Origin of the sequence: Streptomyces griseus subsp. griseus (assembly GCF_003610995.1) — a bacterium.
GTDB lineage: Bacteria > Actinomycetota > Actinomycetes > Streptomycetales > Streptomycetaceae > Streptomyces.
Map to the genome: position 1 here is coordinate 6,941,530 of NZ_CP032543.1, position 15,608 is coordinate 6,957,137.

12 protein-coding genes and 3 pseudogenes are annotated in these 15,608 nt (G+C 71.2%); 9 read left to right on the top strand and 6 right to left on the bottom strand.

All coding sequences use genetic code 11. The features are described 5' to 3' along the window. Positions 1–337: 337 nt before the first annotated feature. From D6270_RS31065 to D6270_RS31080, 4 genes and pseudogenes are all read left to right on the top strand, one after another. Complete coding sequence (locus D6270_RS31065) at positions 338–2,602, top strand: transglycosylase domain-containing protein (RefSeq protein WP_204117029.1); 2,265 nt, start codon at positions 338–340, stop codon at positions 2,600–2,602. A gap of 49 nt (positions 2,603–2,651) precedes the next feature. Further along, positions 2,652–3,938 carry a polysaccharide deacetylase family protein gene (locus D6270_RS31070; protein ID WP_109162389.1) on the top strand — a complete coding sequence of 429 codons (1,287 nt, stop codon included), beginning with the start codon at positions 2,652–2,654 and terminating at the stop codon, positions 3,936–3,938. A gap of 151 nt (positions 3,939–4,089) precedes the next feature. Next, a complete protein-coding gene (locus D6270_RS31075; protein WP_109162388.1) occupies positions 4,090–5,268 on the top strand; it encodes an amidase domain-containing protein in 1,179 nt (392 codons plus the stop codon). A gap of 82 nt (positions 5,269–5,350) precedes the next feature. Then, a pseudogene (locus tag D6270_RS31080) lies at positions 5,351–5,539 on the top strand (hypothetical protein); the annotation flags it as partial. On the opposite strand, the gene D6270_RS31085 reads toward D6270_RS31080, so the two are convergent. Next, complete coding sequence (locus tag D6270_RS31085) at positions 5,540–5,755, bottom strand: dodecin (RefSeq protein ID WP_018513053.1); 216 nt, start codon at positions 5,753–5,755, stop codon at positions 5,540–5,542. Between the two features lie 202 nt (positions 5,756–5,957). On the opposite strand from D6270_RS31085, the gene D6270_RS31090 reads away from it, so the two are divergent. The 3 genes and pseudogenes from D6270_RS31090 to D6270_RS31100 all read left to right on the top strand — a co-directional run bounded on the left by D6270_RS31090 (position 5,958) and on the right by D6270_RS31100 (position 9,113). Further along, the gene (locus D6270_RS31090; protein ID WP_109162387.1) at positions 5,958–7,211 is read left to right on the top strand and encodes an extracellular solute-binding protein; all 1,254 of its coding nucleotides are present in this window, start codon (positions 5,958–5,960) and stop codon (positions 7,209–7,211) included. 179 nt (positions 7,212–7,390) lie between these two features. After that, positions 7,391–8,187, top strand: a pseudogene (locus D6270_RS31095) (GNAT family N-acetyltransferase). A gap of 20 nt (positions 8,188–8,207) precedes the next feature. Next, on the top strand, positions 8,208–9,113 hold the full coding sequence (locus tag D6270_RS31100) for a lysophospholipid acyltransferase family protein (RefSeq protein ID WP_109162385.1): 906 nt from the start codon (positions 8,208–8,210) through the stop codon (positions 9,111–9,113). On the opposite strand, the gene egtD is transcribed toward D6270_RS31100, so the two are convergent. The 5 genes and pseudogenes from egtD to D6270_RS31125 form a co-directional block, all read right to left on the bottom strand. Continuing rightward, entirely contained in the window at positions 9,056–10,018 is a 963-nt protein-coding gene (gene egtD, locus D6270_RS31105; RefSeq protein ID WP_109162384.1) for an L-histidine N(alpha)-methyltransferase, read from the bottom strand. The two genes, D6270_RS31100 and egtD, sit on opposite strands and share 58 nt — an antisense overlap. Further along, positions 10,015–10,770, bottom strand: coding sequence for an ergothioneine biosynthesis protein EgtC (gene egtC, locus D6270_RS31110; RefSeq protein ID WP_109162383.1), 756 nt, complete (start codon positions 10,768–10,770; stop codon positions 10,015–10,017). The genes egtD and egtC overlap by 4 nt, the downstream gene beginning before the upstream one ends. Continuing rightward, positions 10,770–12,136, bottom strand: a pseudogene (gene egtB, locus D6270_RS31115) (ergothioneine biosynthesis protein EgtB). The gene egtC and the pseudogene egtB overlap by 1 nt, the downstream one beginning before the upstream one ends. Next, positions 12,133–13,470: an ergothioneine biosynthesis glutamate--cysteine ligase EgtA gene (gene egtA / locus D6270_RS31120; RefSeq protein ID WP_109162381.1), complete on the bottom strand. Its 1,338-nt coding sequence runs from the start codon at positions 13,468–13,470 to the stop codon at positions 12,133–12,135. The pseudogene egtB and the gene egtA overlap by 4 nt, the downstream one beginning before the upstream one ends. Before the next feature lie 148 nt (positions 13,471–13,618). Beyond that, positions 13,619–14,086, bottom strand: a complete 468-nt coding sequence (locus tag D6270_RS31125; RefSeq protein WP_109162380.1) for a type II toxin-antitoxin system PemK/MazF family toxin — start codon at positions 14,084–14,086, stop codon at positions 13,619–13,621. A gap of 119 nt (positions 14,087–14,205) precedes the next feature. Here D6270_RS31125 and D6270_RS31130 point away from each other — a divergent pair, with 119 nt between their 5' ends. Continuing rightward, positions 14,206–15,228, top strand: coding sequence for a LacI family DNA-binding transcriptional regulator (locus D6270_RS31130; RefSeq protein WP_109162379.1), 1,023 nt, complete (start codon positions 14,206–14,208; stop codon positions 15,226–15,228). A gap of 55 nt (positions 15,229–15,283) precedes the next feature. Further along, positions 15,284–15,550 carry a hypothetical protein gene (locus D6270_RS31135; RefSeq protein WP_093689442.1) on the top strand — a complete coding sequence of 89 codons (267 nt, stop codon included), beginning with the start codon at positions 15,284–15,286 and terminating at the stop codon, positions 15,548–15,550. Positions 15,551–15,608: the final 58 nt, after the last annotated feature.

The following is a 15,608-nucleotide window of genomic DNA, read 5'->3' on the forward strand; positions in this document are numbered from 1 at the left end:
CCCGGGCGGTGGCCGACAGACACCGGTCAGCCATGATGTGACCGGATTCGCCCGAGCATCATGTGGAGATCGTGCGAAGCACGCTGGTAATTTGAGAGCCGTGATCCCGTGAGGTCGGGGGGGAAGTCAGGGTTTGCGACCGCCAAAACGGTACTGAGTCAAGCCCTCGTACGTCTGTACTGCCTGCCTACGCGCGCGTGGGAAGTACGGAGAGAGGCCGATCGTGACACAGGCAGGGCAGGGAGCGCACGTTCCGGAAGGCGAGGGAGAGCCTTCGGAGTCGGGCGTCTCGGCACACAGGCGTGCCCTCGGGCAGCGGCCCGCGCCTGACGAGACGATGCAGCTCCGCGTACCCGAAGGCGGTATACCCGCCACCCGGGCCGGAGAACTGCAGATACCCGGCGGGGGGCGGCGTGAGATATCTGACGATATCGCCGATATACCCTCCAACGTGGAGGACACCGGGTGGATCTCACCGACCGGCGACTCCCCCCCGGATACCTCCGGATCACCTGCGTCCCCCCGCTCGGACGCCATAGCCACCGCACCTGGCCGGCCGGGTGCCCGGCGCCGCCGCAAGGCGCCCAAGCCGGCGCCCGCCGCCCGCCTCACCGCCGCGGTCGTCGCCCCCACCGCCGTCGCCGTCGCAGCGCTCGGCTCCTGGCTGCGCCGCGTGCGGCCGCACTACCCCCGGCCCGGACGGACCGGCTGGAAGCGCTGGGTGCCCTCCTGGCGGCAGACCGGTGGCGCGGTCCTCGCGTCGTTCGGGCTGAGCGCCCTGACCCTGTCCGTCGCCTACGCCGTCACCGACATCCCGGACGACCTCAACTCCTACGCCACCCAGCAGGACACCGTCTACTTCTGGGCGGACGGCTCCCCCATGGCCCGTGCCGGCTGGGTACACCGGCAGGAAATGGAGCTGGACGACGTTCCCGAGGACGTGCGCTGGGCGGTGCTCGCGGCCGAGAACGAGAGCTTCTTCAGCGACCCCGGCATCTCGGCCAAGGGTCTCACCCGCGCCATCCTGCGCACCTTCGGGCAGGGCAGCACCCAGGGCGGCTCGACCATCACCCAGCAGTACGTCAAGAACGTCTACCTCAGCCATGAGCAGACGTACAGCCGCAAGTTCACCGAAGCCATGATGGCCCTCAAGCTCGACAACAAGATGAGCAAGGACGAGATCCTGGAGGGCTACCTCAACACCAGTTGGTTCGGCCGCGGCACCTACGGCATCCAGCGTGCCGCCCAGGCGTACTACGGCAAGGACGTCAGCGAGCTCAACGCCAGCGAAGGCGCCTTCCTCGCAGCCCTCCTCAAAGGCGCCGGACTGTACGATCCGACGCTCAGCCCGGCCAACCGCACCCGGGCAGAGGAGCGGTGGCGGTGGACGCTCGACCGGATGGTGAAGATCGGCAAGCTGTCGCCGGAGGAGCGCGCCGGCTACCGGACCTTCCCGAAGCCGCTGGAGAGCAATCCGCTCTACAACACGGGTGAGCAGAGCGACTATCTGGTGGAACTCGCCACTCAGCACGCCAAGAAGACGGCACACATCTCCGACAAGGACTTCGACCGCGGCGGCTACCAGGTCTACACGACGTTCGACAAGAAGCGCATGGACCAGCTCACCAAGGCCGTTGGCGCTGCCCGCGACAAGGCCCGCAAGGATAGGCCGGGGGCCGCGAAGCACGTCCACTACGGAGCCGCTTCCGTCGCTCTCGACGGTCGGATCCTGGCCATCCACGGCGGCCCTGACCACCGCAAGCAGGGTTACAACGAGTCCAATGCGACCACCGTGCCCGCCGGTTCCGCGTTCCAGCCGTTCGTCTACGCCGCCGCCCTGGAACACGGCGTACGCAAGAGCCGCGACGGCGCCCCTGCGCCGGTGACAGGCGAGACGGTGTACAACGGCGACGACAAGGTGCCCGTCACCACGCCGGAAGGGCCCTACTGGGACCGCAGCGGCCGCAAGGTCGCCGCGAAGAACGACAACGGGCGCTCCTACGGGCAGATACCCCTGCGCCGGGCCCTCGCGTCCTCCGTCAACACCACCTTCATGCAGCTTGGCATGGACACAGGACTGGACAAGGTCCGCGCCACCGCCCAGGCCGCCGGACTGCTGCACTCCAGCCTCGGCGCCCAGGTGCCCGCACTGACCACCGGCAGCTCCACGCCCAGCGCCATCCGGATGGCCAGCGGCTACACCACCTTCGCCGCCGAAGGCCAGCACACCGAGCCGTACACCATCCTCAAGGTGACCCGCAACGGCCACGAGGTCGCTATGGACACCCCGGTCCGACGCCGGGCCATGGGCGCCGACACCGCCGCCGAGGTGCAGTCCGCCCTGACGGACGCCTTCCGCGCCGCTTATCCGGAGACCGCCGCGAAGGCGGGAGGCAAGGTCGCCGGCAAGAGGGGCACCACCGAGGGCGACACCGCCGCCTGGTACGTCGGCACTGAGAAGAAGGTCTCCACCGCGGTCGTCGTCTACCGCATCGACCTGGCCAAGAGCCTCGAACCCCTACCGCTGGAGGGACTGGGCGGCACGATCGCCGACGGCGTTCCGTACAGCATCTGGTCGGAAGCCCTGAGGCCCCTCGGCTGACCACCTGTGCGACCGACACCGTCCACGCCACCGAGAGATTGAGCCGCAGATGAACAAGCCGTCGGGCCGACGCCGCAAAGACCCTGTACCCCGCCCCCTCCCCGCCCGCCCCAGAACGCTCGCCGTGGCGGCGCTCCTCGTCGTCGCCTGCACCCTCGGCGGCTACTTCACCCTGTCCGGCAACGACGACACCACCCCGACCGCGTCCGCGACGAACCGCTCGCCGCGCCAACCGCTGTCCGGGGACTCGGGGGAACCGGCCTGGGACGGCAAGGTCAAAGTGATCGGCGATGGGTCAACCTCCTACACCGGCCCGCAGAAGGGGCGGCTCAAGCCCCGGCCCCTCAAGCCCGGCGAGAAGCCGCCGCAGTTCGTGGTCTTCTCCTGGGACGGCGCCCTCCAGGGCGATGACGGGCTGTTCGCGCACTACCGGGAGATGGCCAACCGGCACGACGCCCATATGACATTCTTCCTCACCGGGATCTACCTGCTGCCCAAGGGCAAGAAGGACCTGTACGACCCCCCGCAGCACTCCCGGGGTAGCGCGGCCATCAGCTTCCCCACCGATGAGCACGTCTACACCACCCTGGAGCAGCTGGGCGGGGCCTGGAAGGACGGCAACGAGATCGGCACCCACTTCAACGGGCACTTCTGCGGCCCGAAGGGCGGCGGCGACTGGAGCGTGGCCGAGTGGAAGAGCGAGATCGACCAGTTCTACGGGTTCGTCGAGAAGTGGAAGACGAACACCGGCAGGACCGACCTCGACCCGCTGCCGTTCGACGTACGCCGCGAGGTCGCCGGCGGCCGCGCCCCCTGCCTCGAAGGCCAGGCCAACCTGCTCCAGGCCGCCAAGAAATACGACTGGCGCTACGACGCGAGCTCGGCCGGAGACTTCCAGATATGGCCGAAGAAGAAGAACGGCATATGGGACTTCCCGTTGCAGATGCTCCCGTACGAGGGCGGCAAGTACCAGGGCCTGTCCATGGACTTCAACTTCCTCTACAACCAGTCCGACGGCAAGACCGACGGTGACCCGGCCATGCACCCGCAGTGGCAGCAGGAGACCCTGAACACCTACATGGCCGGGTTCAACCGCGTCTACTACGGCAGCCGCGCACCACTGTTCATCGGCAACCACTTCGAGGAGTGGAACGGCGGCATCTACATGAAGGCCGTCGATCGCATGATAGAGAACGTGTGTACCAAGAAGGACGTCAAGTGCGTGTCCTTCAAGGAGCTCGCCGACTGGATGGACGTCCAGAAGCCCGCCACCCTGGAGCGGCTCCGCAGCCTCGACCCCGCCCAGTCCCCGGACTGGTCCACCGTCGTGAAGTGACCGGCCAACGGCCGTCAACCGCCCCTGCGGTGACAGTCCGGAAACCTCCTCGCATCAGTCGTCCCACCTCCTTCACACCAGCTGCACAAGGCGTGCGAAGATGCCGCTTAACTCGGCGGTCCCCATGCCGGGAAAAGAGGGAAGAACGCCAGTGAAGTCAAGAAAACTGAAGCACACGCGACGCCGGGCAACGATATTCACGGCGGCCGCCGCATCGGCCGTCGCGGGGGTCGCACTGCTGCCCAACTGGAACGCGGGCGCCTCCACGGTGGCCGAGCCCCAGGTCGACGCAGAGACCAAGGCCGCCTTCCAGAGTCTGGCCGACGCGGTCTTCACCGACCGCACCAACGCGCTGGTCGACCGGCCGCGCCACGGCGGCAAGAAGGCCATCGCCGAGGGCTTTTCCGGCAAGGTGAAGCTCTCCTCCGGCATAGGCCGGACCGAGAACGCCGCTCGGAAGCAGCTCGACGACCGCAAGAACCGGCTGGCGCGCAACGGTGAGAAGTACAGCGCCGGCAGCACCAAGGTCACCCTGGACCGCACCCAGGTCAGAGGCCGCACCGCGGTCGTCAAGGTCACCGAGGACACCACCCTGACCTATGCGAAGGTCACCGGGGGCGAGCCGGGCACCACCGGTTTCCAGGCTCACCACGAACTGACCTTCACGGCAGACACGCAGGGCGCCTGGAAGGTCACGAAGATCCGCGAGACCGGTGACGGCTACCTCGCGGTCAACCAGCTCGCCCAGCCGAAGACCACGAGCGTGGCGGTCAAGACCACCACCACCACTCCGGCGGCGCCCCGCGCCGCCATCACGAAGCGCCCGCCGGCCGTCCCCAAGAACCTCACCGGCGGTGAGTACGACTATCGGGCGATGGCCGCGTACGCGGAGAAGCACTGGACGAACTACAACCCCGCCTACCCCAACTTCAACGGGGCCGGTGCCGGCGGCGACTGCACCAACTTCGTCAGCCAGTCCCTCAAGGCGGGCGGCTGGAAGCACGTGCCCGGTTACGTCTACGACTACACGCGCTGGTTCGGCACCGCCGACATCCAGTCGCACTCCTTCGTCGGCGTGAACGAGTGGTCGTGGTTCGCGCAGAACTCCAAGCGCACCACCAGCCTGGCCAACGTCTACCAGATGGACGTCGGCGACGTCCTCCAGGTCGACTTCGACAAGGACGGGTCCAAGGATCACACCATGATCGTCACGTCGCGCACCAACGGCGTGCCGTACCTGACGTACCACTCCACCAACACCTTGCGCCGTTCGGTGACGAGCATCATCTCGTCCTACCCGAACGCCGCGTACTACGCCTACCGCACCTGACGGTCGGCGCCCCCGCGCCACAGCGCCCCGCGTCCGTCACGACGCGGGGCGCTGTGGCCCGTCGAGCAGACACGGAACGGCCCAGCCGGCCCGCCGGGCGAAGCCGGACTTCCTCCGGAAGCTGGGCCGGTCGCGTGAGGTGCGGATGCTCGTCGACGACGAGCTGGTCTGTGATGCGGCCGAAGTGGCCGGATTCCCTGTGGTGCGGGCCCGCTGGTTCGACCCGTCACAGGCGCTGAAGGACGGACAGGAGCGCGACAAGGGGAGCTGATCAGGCGTTTTCGTCGAGACGGAAGCCCACCTTCAGGCCGACTTGGTAGTGCGCGATTCGGCCATCCTCGATATGGCCGCGAACTTGGTTAATCTCGAACCAGTCGAGATTGTGCAACGTTTCCGCGGCTCTTGCGACGCCGTTCCGGATCGCCGCGTCGATGCCCTCCTCGGAGGTTCCTACGATTTCGGTGACACGATAGGTGTGATTGGACATGGTTTGTCTCCTCTCTGGTGACCACCGTGCCTCAATCCCGGGTGGAGCGCGAGGGGGCGAGTGGGGCGAATCGGGACGAGCGTGCGCCTTGACCTACTCATTGGTCCATACCAAAATTCAGCCAAACGCCCGTGCGAGCGCCGCCCGCAATCCCCCACACCGGGTCCCGATTCCGTCGTGCCGTTTCGCAGAAGGTGACTACGTGAAGAACCGCATACTCGTCGGAGCCGTCGCGCTCGTTTCGTCCGTCACGCTCAGCGGATGTGGCTACTTCTCCGGTTCGGGTGGCGGGGACCGCACGGTGACGGTCTGGCTGATGAAGGACAGCGTCTCGGCGGGATTCCTGGAGAAGTTCACCAGCACGTACGAGGAGGAGAATCCCTCCGTCAAGCTGGACTTCCAGATCCAGGAATGGAGCGGCATCGGCCCCAAGGTCCTGGAGGCGCTGGAGAGCGACGACGCGCCCGATGTGATCGAGGTCGGAAACACGCAGGTCGCGCAGTACGCGGCGAGCGGCGGCCTCCGCGACCTCACGCTCGAATCGATGCGTGACCTGGGCAGCGAGGACTGGCTGCCCGGTCTCGCCGAGCCGGGGCAGATCAGCGGCGTGCAGTACGGCATCCCCTGGTACGCCGCCAACCGCGTGGTGATCTACAACAAGGACATCTTCGAGGCCGCCGGAGTGGACGACCTCCCCAGGACGCGAGCCGAATGGATCAAGGACACCGAGAAGCTCAACACCCAGGGGAACCAGGGAATTTACCTGGCCGGCCAGAACTGGTACGTACTGGCCGGATTCATCTGGGACGAGGGCGGCGAACTCGCCGAAGGCGGCGGCGGTGACTGGCGGGGCACACTGGACACGCCTCAGGCGCTCGCCGGAATGAACTACTACAAGGAACTCCAGGCGCTCGGCGAGGGGCCGGCGGACTCCGACGAGGAGAAGCCGCCGCAGAACGACGTATTCGCCAAGGGTGACGTCGCCCAGATCATCTCGCTCCCCGGAAGCGCCGCGCTCATCGAGCAGCAGAACCCCGAACTCAAGGGAAAGCTCGGCTACTTCCCGATTCCCGGCAAAACCGCCAAGGCCCCCGGCTCCGTCTTCACCGGCGGCTCCGACCTCATCGTGCCGAAGAACGCCGACCAGCCGAGCGCCGGCATCGCCGTCGTCAAGGCGCTGGCGAGCGAGAAGTGGCAGACCGAGCTGGCCCGCGCCATGAGCTACGTCCCCAACAAGCCCAAGCTCGCCCACGTCGTCGAGGGCGAGGAGGGCACCGCCGCGATGGCCGAGGGGGCGAGCAAGGGCCGCGCCACGCCCAACTCCTCGCAGTGGGCCAAGGTCGAGGCGGAGAACCCGATCAAGCCGTACATGACGGCGGTGCTCACGGGCGCCGACCCGGCCGCCGAGGCGAAGAAGGCGTCGGAGCGCATCACGGCCATGCTCGCCGGCAGCTGACCGGCCCGCCGGTACTCCTGGACGGCCGTACGGAGTCCCTGGGGATTCAGCCGTCGCACATCCGCGCGCTCCACAGCGGACACGTCGAATCCAGCCGGTGACGGAAGAAGTAAGGGGCCGGGCTTCGCACCCCGCGGAGCCCGGCAGCCGCCCTAGCTGATCCGTCCCCGGAGACTGCCATGACCGTGCTGCCCACCGCCCCGCCCGTCCCGGCCCCCGTCGCGCCCCGCTCCCCGGAACCGGCCGCCTACCGGGTCTGCCTCGCCACCGGCCAGGAGGACGTCCGCGCTGCCCAGCGCCTGCGCCACCAGGTCTTCGCCGGTGAGCTCGGCGCCCGCCTCGAAGGCCCCGAACCCGGTCTCGACAGCGACGCGTTCGACGCCTACTGCGACCACCTGCTGGTCCGCGAGACCGCCACGGACGAGGTCGTCGCCACCTACCGCCTGCTGCCGCCGGACCGGGCCCGGATAGCCGGACGGCTCTACGCGGAGGGCGAGTTCGACCTCACCCGCCTCACGCCCATCCGCGACGATCTCGTCGAGGTCGGCCGCTCCTGCGTCCACCCCGCCCACCGGGACGGCGCCGTCATCGCCCTCGTCTGGGCCGGACTCGCCCGCTACATGCAGCGCTCGGGCCACACCTGGCTGGCCGGCTGCTGCTCCCTGCCCCTGGCCGACGGCGGCACCCTCGCCGCCCGCAGCTGGAACACCGTACGCACCGCCCACCTGGCCCCGAGGAGCACTGGGTCACCCCGCACCGCCTCTGGGACTCCTCCGCCCACCCCGACGCGGGCCCCGGCTCCCGGGCCGACCTGCCGCCTCTGCTCCGCGGCTATCTGCGGCTCGGCGCCTGGGTCTGCGGCGCCCCGGCGTACGACCCCGAGTTCAACGTCGCCGACCTGTACGTCCTGCTCTCGCTGCGCCGCACCGACCCGCGCTACCTGCGCCACTTCCTCTCGCTCGTCCCGCAGCCATGAGCACCCTCGGTACCGGAGACGTGAGCGCCTGGCTCCCTGTCGCGCCCTGCACCCCGCAGACCTGCGCACGCCACACCGGAGCGGTCCGGGCCCGGCTGCCCGCCGTCCTGCTGCTCCTGGCCGGCTGCGCGTGGACCCTGCTGGGAGTGGCCTGCGCACTGCCGGTGCGGCTGCTCCCGGGGGCTGTGCGGACGTGGCTGGTACGGCGCTGGGCGCGGGGCGTACCGCGTGCCTTCGGCGTACGGGTGGCGGTCCGGGTGCACCCGTACGCCTCCGCCCCCGGCGGCGAACTGGTCGTCGCCAACCACATCTCCTGGCTGGACATCCCGCTCGTGGCCGCCGTGCTGCCGGGCCGGATGCTCGCCAAGAGCGAGGTCGGGCGCTGGCCGCTGCTGGGACGGCTCGCCGGGGTCGGCTCCACGCTCTTCATCGACCGCGACCGGCTGCGCGCGCTGCCGGGGGCCGTGGCCGCGGTCGCCGAGGCCCTGCGCTCCGGCTCCCGCGTCGTGGCCTTCCCCGAGGGCAGCACCTGGTGCGGGCGGGGGAGCGGCGGGGTGTTCCGGCCGGCCGTGTTCCAGGCGGCGATCGACGCGGAGGTCTCCGTGCGGCCGGTCCGTATCACCTACCGTCCCGCCGGAGCGGTCGCGTTCGTCGGGGACGACCCGCTCGCCGCCTCCCTGTGGCGGGTGGTGCGGGCGGCCGGACTCACCGCCGAGGTCGAGGTCCTCGCCCCCGTCCCGGCGGGCGAGCACGCCGGAGTCCCCGCGAGCGGTGAGCCCGGCCGCCGCGCACTGGCCCGCACGGCAGAAGCCGCCGTCGCCGGTACGGACCGGACGACGACGGCTCCCCGGGCGGTGGCGGTGGTGGCTCAGACCGCCGTGGCCAGCGACAGGGCGAACCGCCCCGCCGTATCCGTCCACCACTGAGCCAGCTGGAGCCCGGCCGCCGCCAGCTCCTCGCGCACGTCCTCCTCGCGGAACTTCGCCGACACCTCCGTCCGCAGCTCCTCACCGGCCTCGAACGGCACCACCAGGTCCAGCTCCCGGATCTTCACGCTCAGCGCACGCCGGGCGCGCAGCCGCATCTCGATCCAGCGCTGCTCCGGGTTCCACACGGCGACATGCTCGAAGTCCTCCAGCGGGAAGTCCGCGCCCAGCTCCCGGTTGACGACGTTCAGCACGTTCTTGTTGAAGGCCGCCGTCACCCCCGACGCGTCGTCGTAGGCGGCGACCAGCGTCTCCTCGTCCTTCACCAGGTCCGTGCCCAGCAGCAGCGCGTCACCGGGGGAGAGGAGCGAGCGCACCGAGTGCAGGAACCCGGCCCGCTCCTCGGGGAGCAGATTGCCGATCGTGCCGCCGAGGAAGGCGACGAGCCGGGGTCCCGGTGTGCCGGGCAGCGCCAGCCCGCCGGTGAAGTCCGCGATGAGGGCGTGCACCGAGAGCCCGGGGTGCTCGGTGAGCAGCGCCTCGGCCGCCCCCGTCAGCGCGCTCTCGCTCACGTCGACCGGTACGTAACTCTCCAGCTCCGACAGGGCGTTCAGCAGATGGCGGGTCTTCTCCGAGGAGCCCGAGCCCAACTCGATCACGGTCCGGGCCCCCGAGGCGGCGGCGATCTCCTCGGCACGCTCCTCCAGGATCTCCCGCTCCGCACGGGTCGGGTAGTACTCGGGCAGCCGGGTGATCTCCTCGAACAGCTCGCTGCCGCGCGCGTCGTAGAACCACTTGGGCGGCAGCGTCTTCGGGTGCCGGGTCAGCCCGCTCAGGACATCGGCGCGCAGCGCCGCGTCCGTCGCGTCCTCCGGCAGGGTGCGGGTCAGCAGGAAAGGGCTCACGCGGCGGGCTCCTTGAGCGGTGTGGGGGTGATCTCCGCGGGGGTCGCGACCAGCAGGGTGCGGTCGGGGACCTCGCGCCAGCGGGGGTCGTCGTCGTACGGCTCCGAGGCCACGGCCGCCGAGCGGCCCGGGTCGTGGAGGTGCCAGAGGGAGTCGCCCCAGGCGGTGGCCACGATGGCGGTGCCGTCCGTGACCAGCAGATTGAGGCGGGAGCCGGGGGCGGCCTCGGCGACCTCCCGGACGGTCTCCGCGACCGCCGTCGCCAGCTCGTCCCCCGCCGCGACGCGGTGCAGGACCAGCGCCCAGACCAGCGCGGAGTCGTTGCGGGCGGCCAGGGAGAGCAGCTCGCGCGCGGGCAGGGCGACGGCGGGACCCGCGAGGGAGCCCGGCCAGCCCGGCACCGCGCCGTTGTGGCTGAACAGCAGCCGCCCGGCGGCGTACGGAGCGGCCGCGGCCTCCCCGTCCGCGCCCGCCTCGGTGGCGTCCCGTACGGCGCCGAGGAGTGCGGTGGTCCGCACCACCCGGGCCAGATCGGTGAAGGTCTCGTCGTGCCAGACCGGCCCCTGGCGCCGGTAGCGGCCGGGCACCGGATCGCCGTCCGCGTACCAGCCGACGCCGAAGCCGTCCGCGTTGACCGTCCCGTACCGCTGGCGGCGCGGCGCCCAGGACTGGCGCACCAGGGAGTGCGGCGGCGCGGAGAGCACGGTCCCCAGGGCCACCGGATCGCCCACGTAGGCGATATGACGGCACATCAGGCGTCCCTCGCGGTGCGGAACCCGGAGAAGATCTGCCGCCGCACCGGCAGGTCCCAGTTGCGGAACGTGCCCCGGCAGGCGACCTGGTCCACGGCGAACGAACCGCCACGCAGAACCTTGTGGCCCGGGCCGAAGAACACGTCCGAATACTCCCGGTAGGGGAAGGCCACGAACCCCGGGTAGGGCAGGAAGTCGCTGGAGGTCCACTCCCACACATCCCCGATCAGCTGGCCCGCACCGGACGGCGCCCGGCCCGCCGGATACGCACCGGCCCGCGCCGGACGCAGATGGCGCTGGCCCAGGTTGGCCTGGTCGGGTGCCGGGTCCGTGTCGCCCCAGGGGTAGCGCAGCGAACGCCCGGTGGCGGGGTCGTGCCGGGCGGCCTTCTCCCACTCGGCCTCGGTGGGCAGCCGCCGCCCCGCCCAGCGGGCGTACGCGTCCGCCTCGTACCAGCTGACGTGCAGCACCGGCTCGTCCTCCGGCACCGGCTCGGTCACCCCGAACCGCCGGCGCAGCCACTGGCCGGCGTCCCGGTGCCAGAACAGCGGTGCGGTCAGGTCGTGTTCGCGGACCATGTCCCAGCCCTCGGGCGCCCACCAGCGGGGGTCGGTGTACCCGCCGTCCTCGATGAACCGCTGGTAGGCCCGCAGGTGACGGGGGCGGTGTCCAGGTGGAACGCGGCCACCTCCCGCCGGTGCGCGGGCCGTTCGTTGTCCAGGGCCCATGGCTCGGCGGAGGTCCCCATGGTGAACGGGCCTCCGGGGACGAGGACTTCGTCGGGCAGGGTGCCGGCGTCGGTGGGTGCGGGCGGCGCCGGTGCCGTCAGCGCGACCGGGCCGCTCCGCAACTGATGGGTGATCAGCATGGTCTCGTCGTGCTGTTGTTCGTGCTGGGCGATCATCCCGAAGGCGAACCCGGCCCGCTCCAGCGGACGGCCGCCTTCGTGCAGCGGGGCGCCCTCCAGGATGTCCAGGGCCCTGCCCCGTACATCGGAGGCGTACGTGCGTGCCTCGGCGGGCGCCAGCAGCGGCAGCGAGGGCCGGGCCGAGCGGGGGTGCTCGAAGGCGTCGTACAGCCCGTCGATCTCCGGGCGCAGCGCCTCCCGTCCGCCCACGGCGCGGAGCAGCCACTGCTCCTCCTGGTTGCCGATGTGGGCCAGGTCCCAGACGAGCGGGGACATCAAGGGGGAGTGCTGGGCGGTGAGTTCACCGTCGTCGACGCTGTCGGTGAGGGTGGCGGTCCGGGCTCGGGCGGCCAGCAGCGCGTCCAGGGCGCGCTGCCGCAGCGCCTCGGGGTCATGGCCCCCGGGGCCCGGCGGGAAGCCGTCCGCGGTGATGGTGGAGGGGGCACGGTCGTCGGTCATGCTGAGGTCACCCTTCCGGTGTGCGGCTCGGCGCCGGGATCCGTCGGCCGGCTCAGGCGGCCGAGGGCGCCCGGTTCGAGCAGGTCGTCGGCCGGACATCGGCCCCGGGCCACGTACCGGTCGTTGAAGGCCGCCACGGTGTCCGTCACGGCCTTGCTCGCCCCCATCCGGCCCAGCGCGGTGAGCGCCGTGTCGAAGCAGACGGTGGCCGCCGCCCGCAGCTCCGGATCGGACAGGCCCGCACGGGCGGCCGTCGTCCAGAGCGGGTTGCGCGGCGAGGGGTCGGACCCCGCCGACTCGGCGAGGGGCTTCACGGTGCGGTACACGGTCTCGGCGGCCTCGGGGTCGTCGAACAGGGCGGTGGCGACGGCGAGCGGCACCAGCCACCCGTCCGCGCCGCTCTGCGCGTCGATCATGCGCAGTTCGAGGTGCCCGCGCGGCCGGACCGGTGGGAAGAGGGTGGTGATGTGGTAGTCGAGATCGGCCCGTACCGCCGGCCGGGGCGCGCCGGTGCGGATCCACTCCCTGAAGGTGAGGCCCTCCGGCACGTCCCAGGGGCCCTCGTCGCGACGGACGCACATCACGGTCGTGTCCAGGACGTGCGCGGCCCATGCCTCACGCGGCGGCAGCCCGCCGCCCGGGGCCAGCGTCCGTACCGGGTCGAGATCGGCCCACAGGGCCTGCCGGGTGGACTTCCAGCCGGTCGGGCGGCCCCGCTGGAACGGCGAATTGGCGAACGCCGCCACCAGGACGGCCCCGAGCAGATGGGTGAGCTGCCAGCGCCGCCCGTAACCGAGCGGTCCCGGCTCCTCCTCGCCCGCGTCCAGGCAGACCTGCACGGAGGCGGAGGTGCACATCATCGCCCGTCCGGCCGGGCCCGCCCGGTCGAGGGCCGTCTCCATCGCGTCGTACCGCGGCTCGCGCAGCCTGCGGTGCGGCGTCTGCCACGGGTCCACACCGAACCCGGCCGGTGCCAGTCCGGACCGGCCGAGGGAACCGCGGACGGCGGCCAGATCCGCCGCGGTCGTCTCGACGCACTCCATCAGGGAGGCGGCCGGCTGGGAGCTGAGCTCCAGCTGCCCACCCGGCTCGAACGTCAGTGCGGCGCTCAGGGGCAGCTCGCGGAGGGCCGCGACCGCCCCGTCCAGCCGCTCCTGGGCGACCGGGGCGGCGGGATTCTCCTGGTCATGGATGAGCCATTCGAGTTCCACCCCCACGATGCGAGGGGGGCCCGTCTTGAAACATATGCCGCGCAGTAAATCCTGTGCCGCACCCTCGTCGAGGGTGGCGGAGTCCGGGCGCGGTCCGGGGCCGCCAGGTGTGTCCGAGGACATGAGGCGCCTCCTTCTCAGTTGCGTACCTACCACCCAAACCCGTACCCCGGGATCGCACAAGAGTGCCCCTGAGCCACCGGAAAAGCGGTCGCCGCCGCACCGCTCCGGAACCAGCATGCGCCGTACGCCCGCCACCGGCGAGCGGCGGTCAGCTCCAGCCGTACCGTTCCCGCAGCCGCCCGGTGACCGAATCGAACCGGTCCCGGTCCAGCGCGCACGCCTCACGCCGCATCCCGTCCTCGTGGACCCGCAGCACCCGGTCCAGGTCGGCCCAGGACGGCCGTCCCGAGCTGTCCCAGGGACCGGCGCCCAGCGCCACCCACTCGTGGTCCATGTCGTGCTGCTTGCTGGAGAGCTGGACGGCGAGCACCGTGCCCCCGGCCTCCCGGGCCACGACGAGCACCGGGCGGTCCTTGCCGCGCCCGTCGTTCTCCTCGAACGGCACCCAGGTCCAGACGATCTCGCCCGGATCGGGGTCGCCGTCGCGGTCGGGCGCGTACGAGGTGCGGACCGGGCCGACCTCTCGCGGATCGGCCTGGACGGTCGCGGTCGGACCGGTGCTGCCAGGAGGTACGGGCGGGGAGTCGGTGCGCTGTGCGCTGTGGTGGAACGTCATCGCAACACCGTAGGACCTGCACGCCGCCATCCCGGGAGCGGGTCCGCCGAACGGGGGCCGCGGCGAGGCGTACCCGGGGCGCGGACCGGCCCGGCGGATCTGGAAGACTGCCGCACGCCATGAGCCAGTTACCCAAGCAGCGCACCGAAGTCTCCGTCCCGACCAGCGCCGATGTCGCGCGCCTCGCCGGAGTGTCCCGGGCCACCGTGTCGTACGTACTGAACAACAACGCCGCCGTCCGGATCAGCGAACCCACCCGGCACCGGGTCAGGGAGGCTGCCACGCAGCTCGGATACGTCCCGCACGCGGCCGCCCGCAGCCTGCGCGCCGGACACAGCCGCCTGGTCCTGCTGCCCTCCGGCCATATACCGGCGGGCCCGCTCCACCAGCGCTTCTTCCAGGAGCTACAGGCAGGGCTGCGCCGACTGGACTACACCGTCGTCCAGTACGGCAGCGCCGGCCTCGCGGACGACGAGGCGGTGAGGGCCTGGGCCGAGCTGCGGCCCGTCGCCGTCGTCGTACCGCCGGGCGTCACCCTCACCCCGCACGGCACGGCCGTCCTCACCCGCAGCGGCGCCAAAGCGGTGATCACCCTGGGCCCGGAGCCGGTGGCGGGCGCCCACGGGCTGGTGATGGACCAGCGACGGGTGGGCGCCAGCGCGGTCGGCCATCTGCTGGCCCGGGGCCGCCGCCGCATCGGGGTGGTCATGCCCCGCGAGGCGGGCCTCACCCCGTTCTCCGAACCCCGCCTCGCCGGGGCCCGGCAGACGGCGGAACCGGCCGGAGCGCACATCAGCCCCCTTCCGCTCCACTACGAGGAGGAGTCGGCGGCCGAGCTGGCGCGCGGCTGGCGGGAGCTGGGCCTGGACGCGGTGTTCGCGTACAACGACGAGTACGCCATGCTGCTGATGCGGGCCCTTCAGGACGCGGGCATCGCGATACCCGGCGACACGGCGGTCGTCGGGGCGGACGACCTGCTGCTCGGCCGACTGCTGCGGCCCCGCCTCTCCACGGTCCGGATGGAACTCGCCATGCCGCACCCCCTGGCCGAGACGATCGACCGGCTCGTCCACCACCCGGGTGCCGCCCCCGTCCACCACGACCTGCTGCGCACCAGCGCCGTGCACCGCGAGTCCAGCTGACCTCCCCCGGCGCGACGACATGCGCTCGGTACGGGGGATGTCTAGCGTCGGGTCCATGAGCCACCCGCAGAGTTACGAGCTCCTCCTGATCCCCGACCACAGCAGGACGCGGACCGGGGCCCCCGGACGGCCGATCCGCTCGGCGGTCGTGACCGCGACCGGCGAGACGGGCGCCTCCGGCTACCCCCGGTACACGGGCGAGGGCATGGAGGCGGACATCGACCCGGAGACCCGCACGGTGGAGGCGGTACTGATCGACGGAGAGGAACTGGACCCGGGCATGTCGGTGCACGTCGCCGACGGCATGCGCCCGACCGGCTGAGGATCGGGCATGGCTGAAGGACCCCGACCCGCGACACCGCTTCCACGGTCTCGGGTCA

Bases quoted from the DNA above. Each gene is read 5' to 3' on its own strand.
- egtA (WP_109162381.1), bottom strand. From the start codon at position 13,470: ATGTCCTCGGACACACCTGGCGGCCCCGGACCGCGCCCGGACTCCGCC.
- D6270_RS31065 (WP_204117029.1), top strand. From the start codon at position 338: ATGCAGCTCCGCGTACCCGAAGGCGGTATACCCGCCACCCGGGCCGGA.
- egtC (WP_109162383.1), bottom strand. From the start codon at position 10,770: ATGTGCCGTCATATCGCCTACGTGGGCGATCCGGTGGCCCTGGGGACC.
- D6270_RS31085 (WP_018513053.1), bottom strand. From the start codon at position 5,755: ATGTCCAATCACACCTATCGTGTCACCGAAATCGTAGGAACCTCCGAG.
- D6270_RS31130 (WP_109162379.1), top strand. From the start codon at position 14,206: ATGAGCCAGTTACCCAAGCAGCGCACCGAAGTCTCCGTCCCGACCAGC.
- D6270_RS31070 (WP_109162389.1), top strand. From the start codon at position 2,652: ATGAACAAGCCGTCGGGCCGACGCCGCAAAGACCCTGTACCCCGCCCC.
- D6270_RS31125 (WP_109162380.1), bottom strand. From the start codon at position 14,086: ATGACGTTCCACCACAGCGCACAGCGCACCGACTCCCCGCCCGTACCT.
- D6270_RS31135 (WP_093689442.1), top strand. From the start codon at position 15,284: ATGAGCCACCCGCAGAGTTACGAGCTCCTCCTGATCCCCGACCACAGC.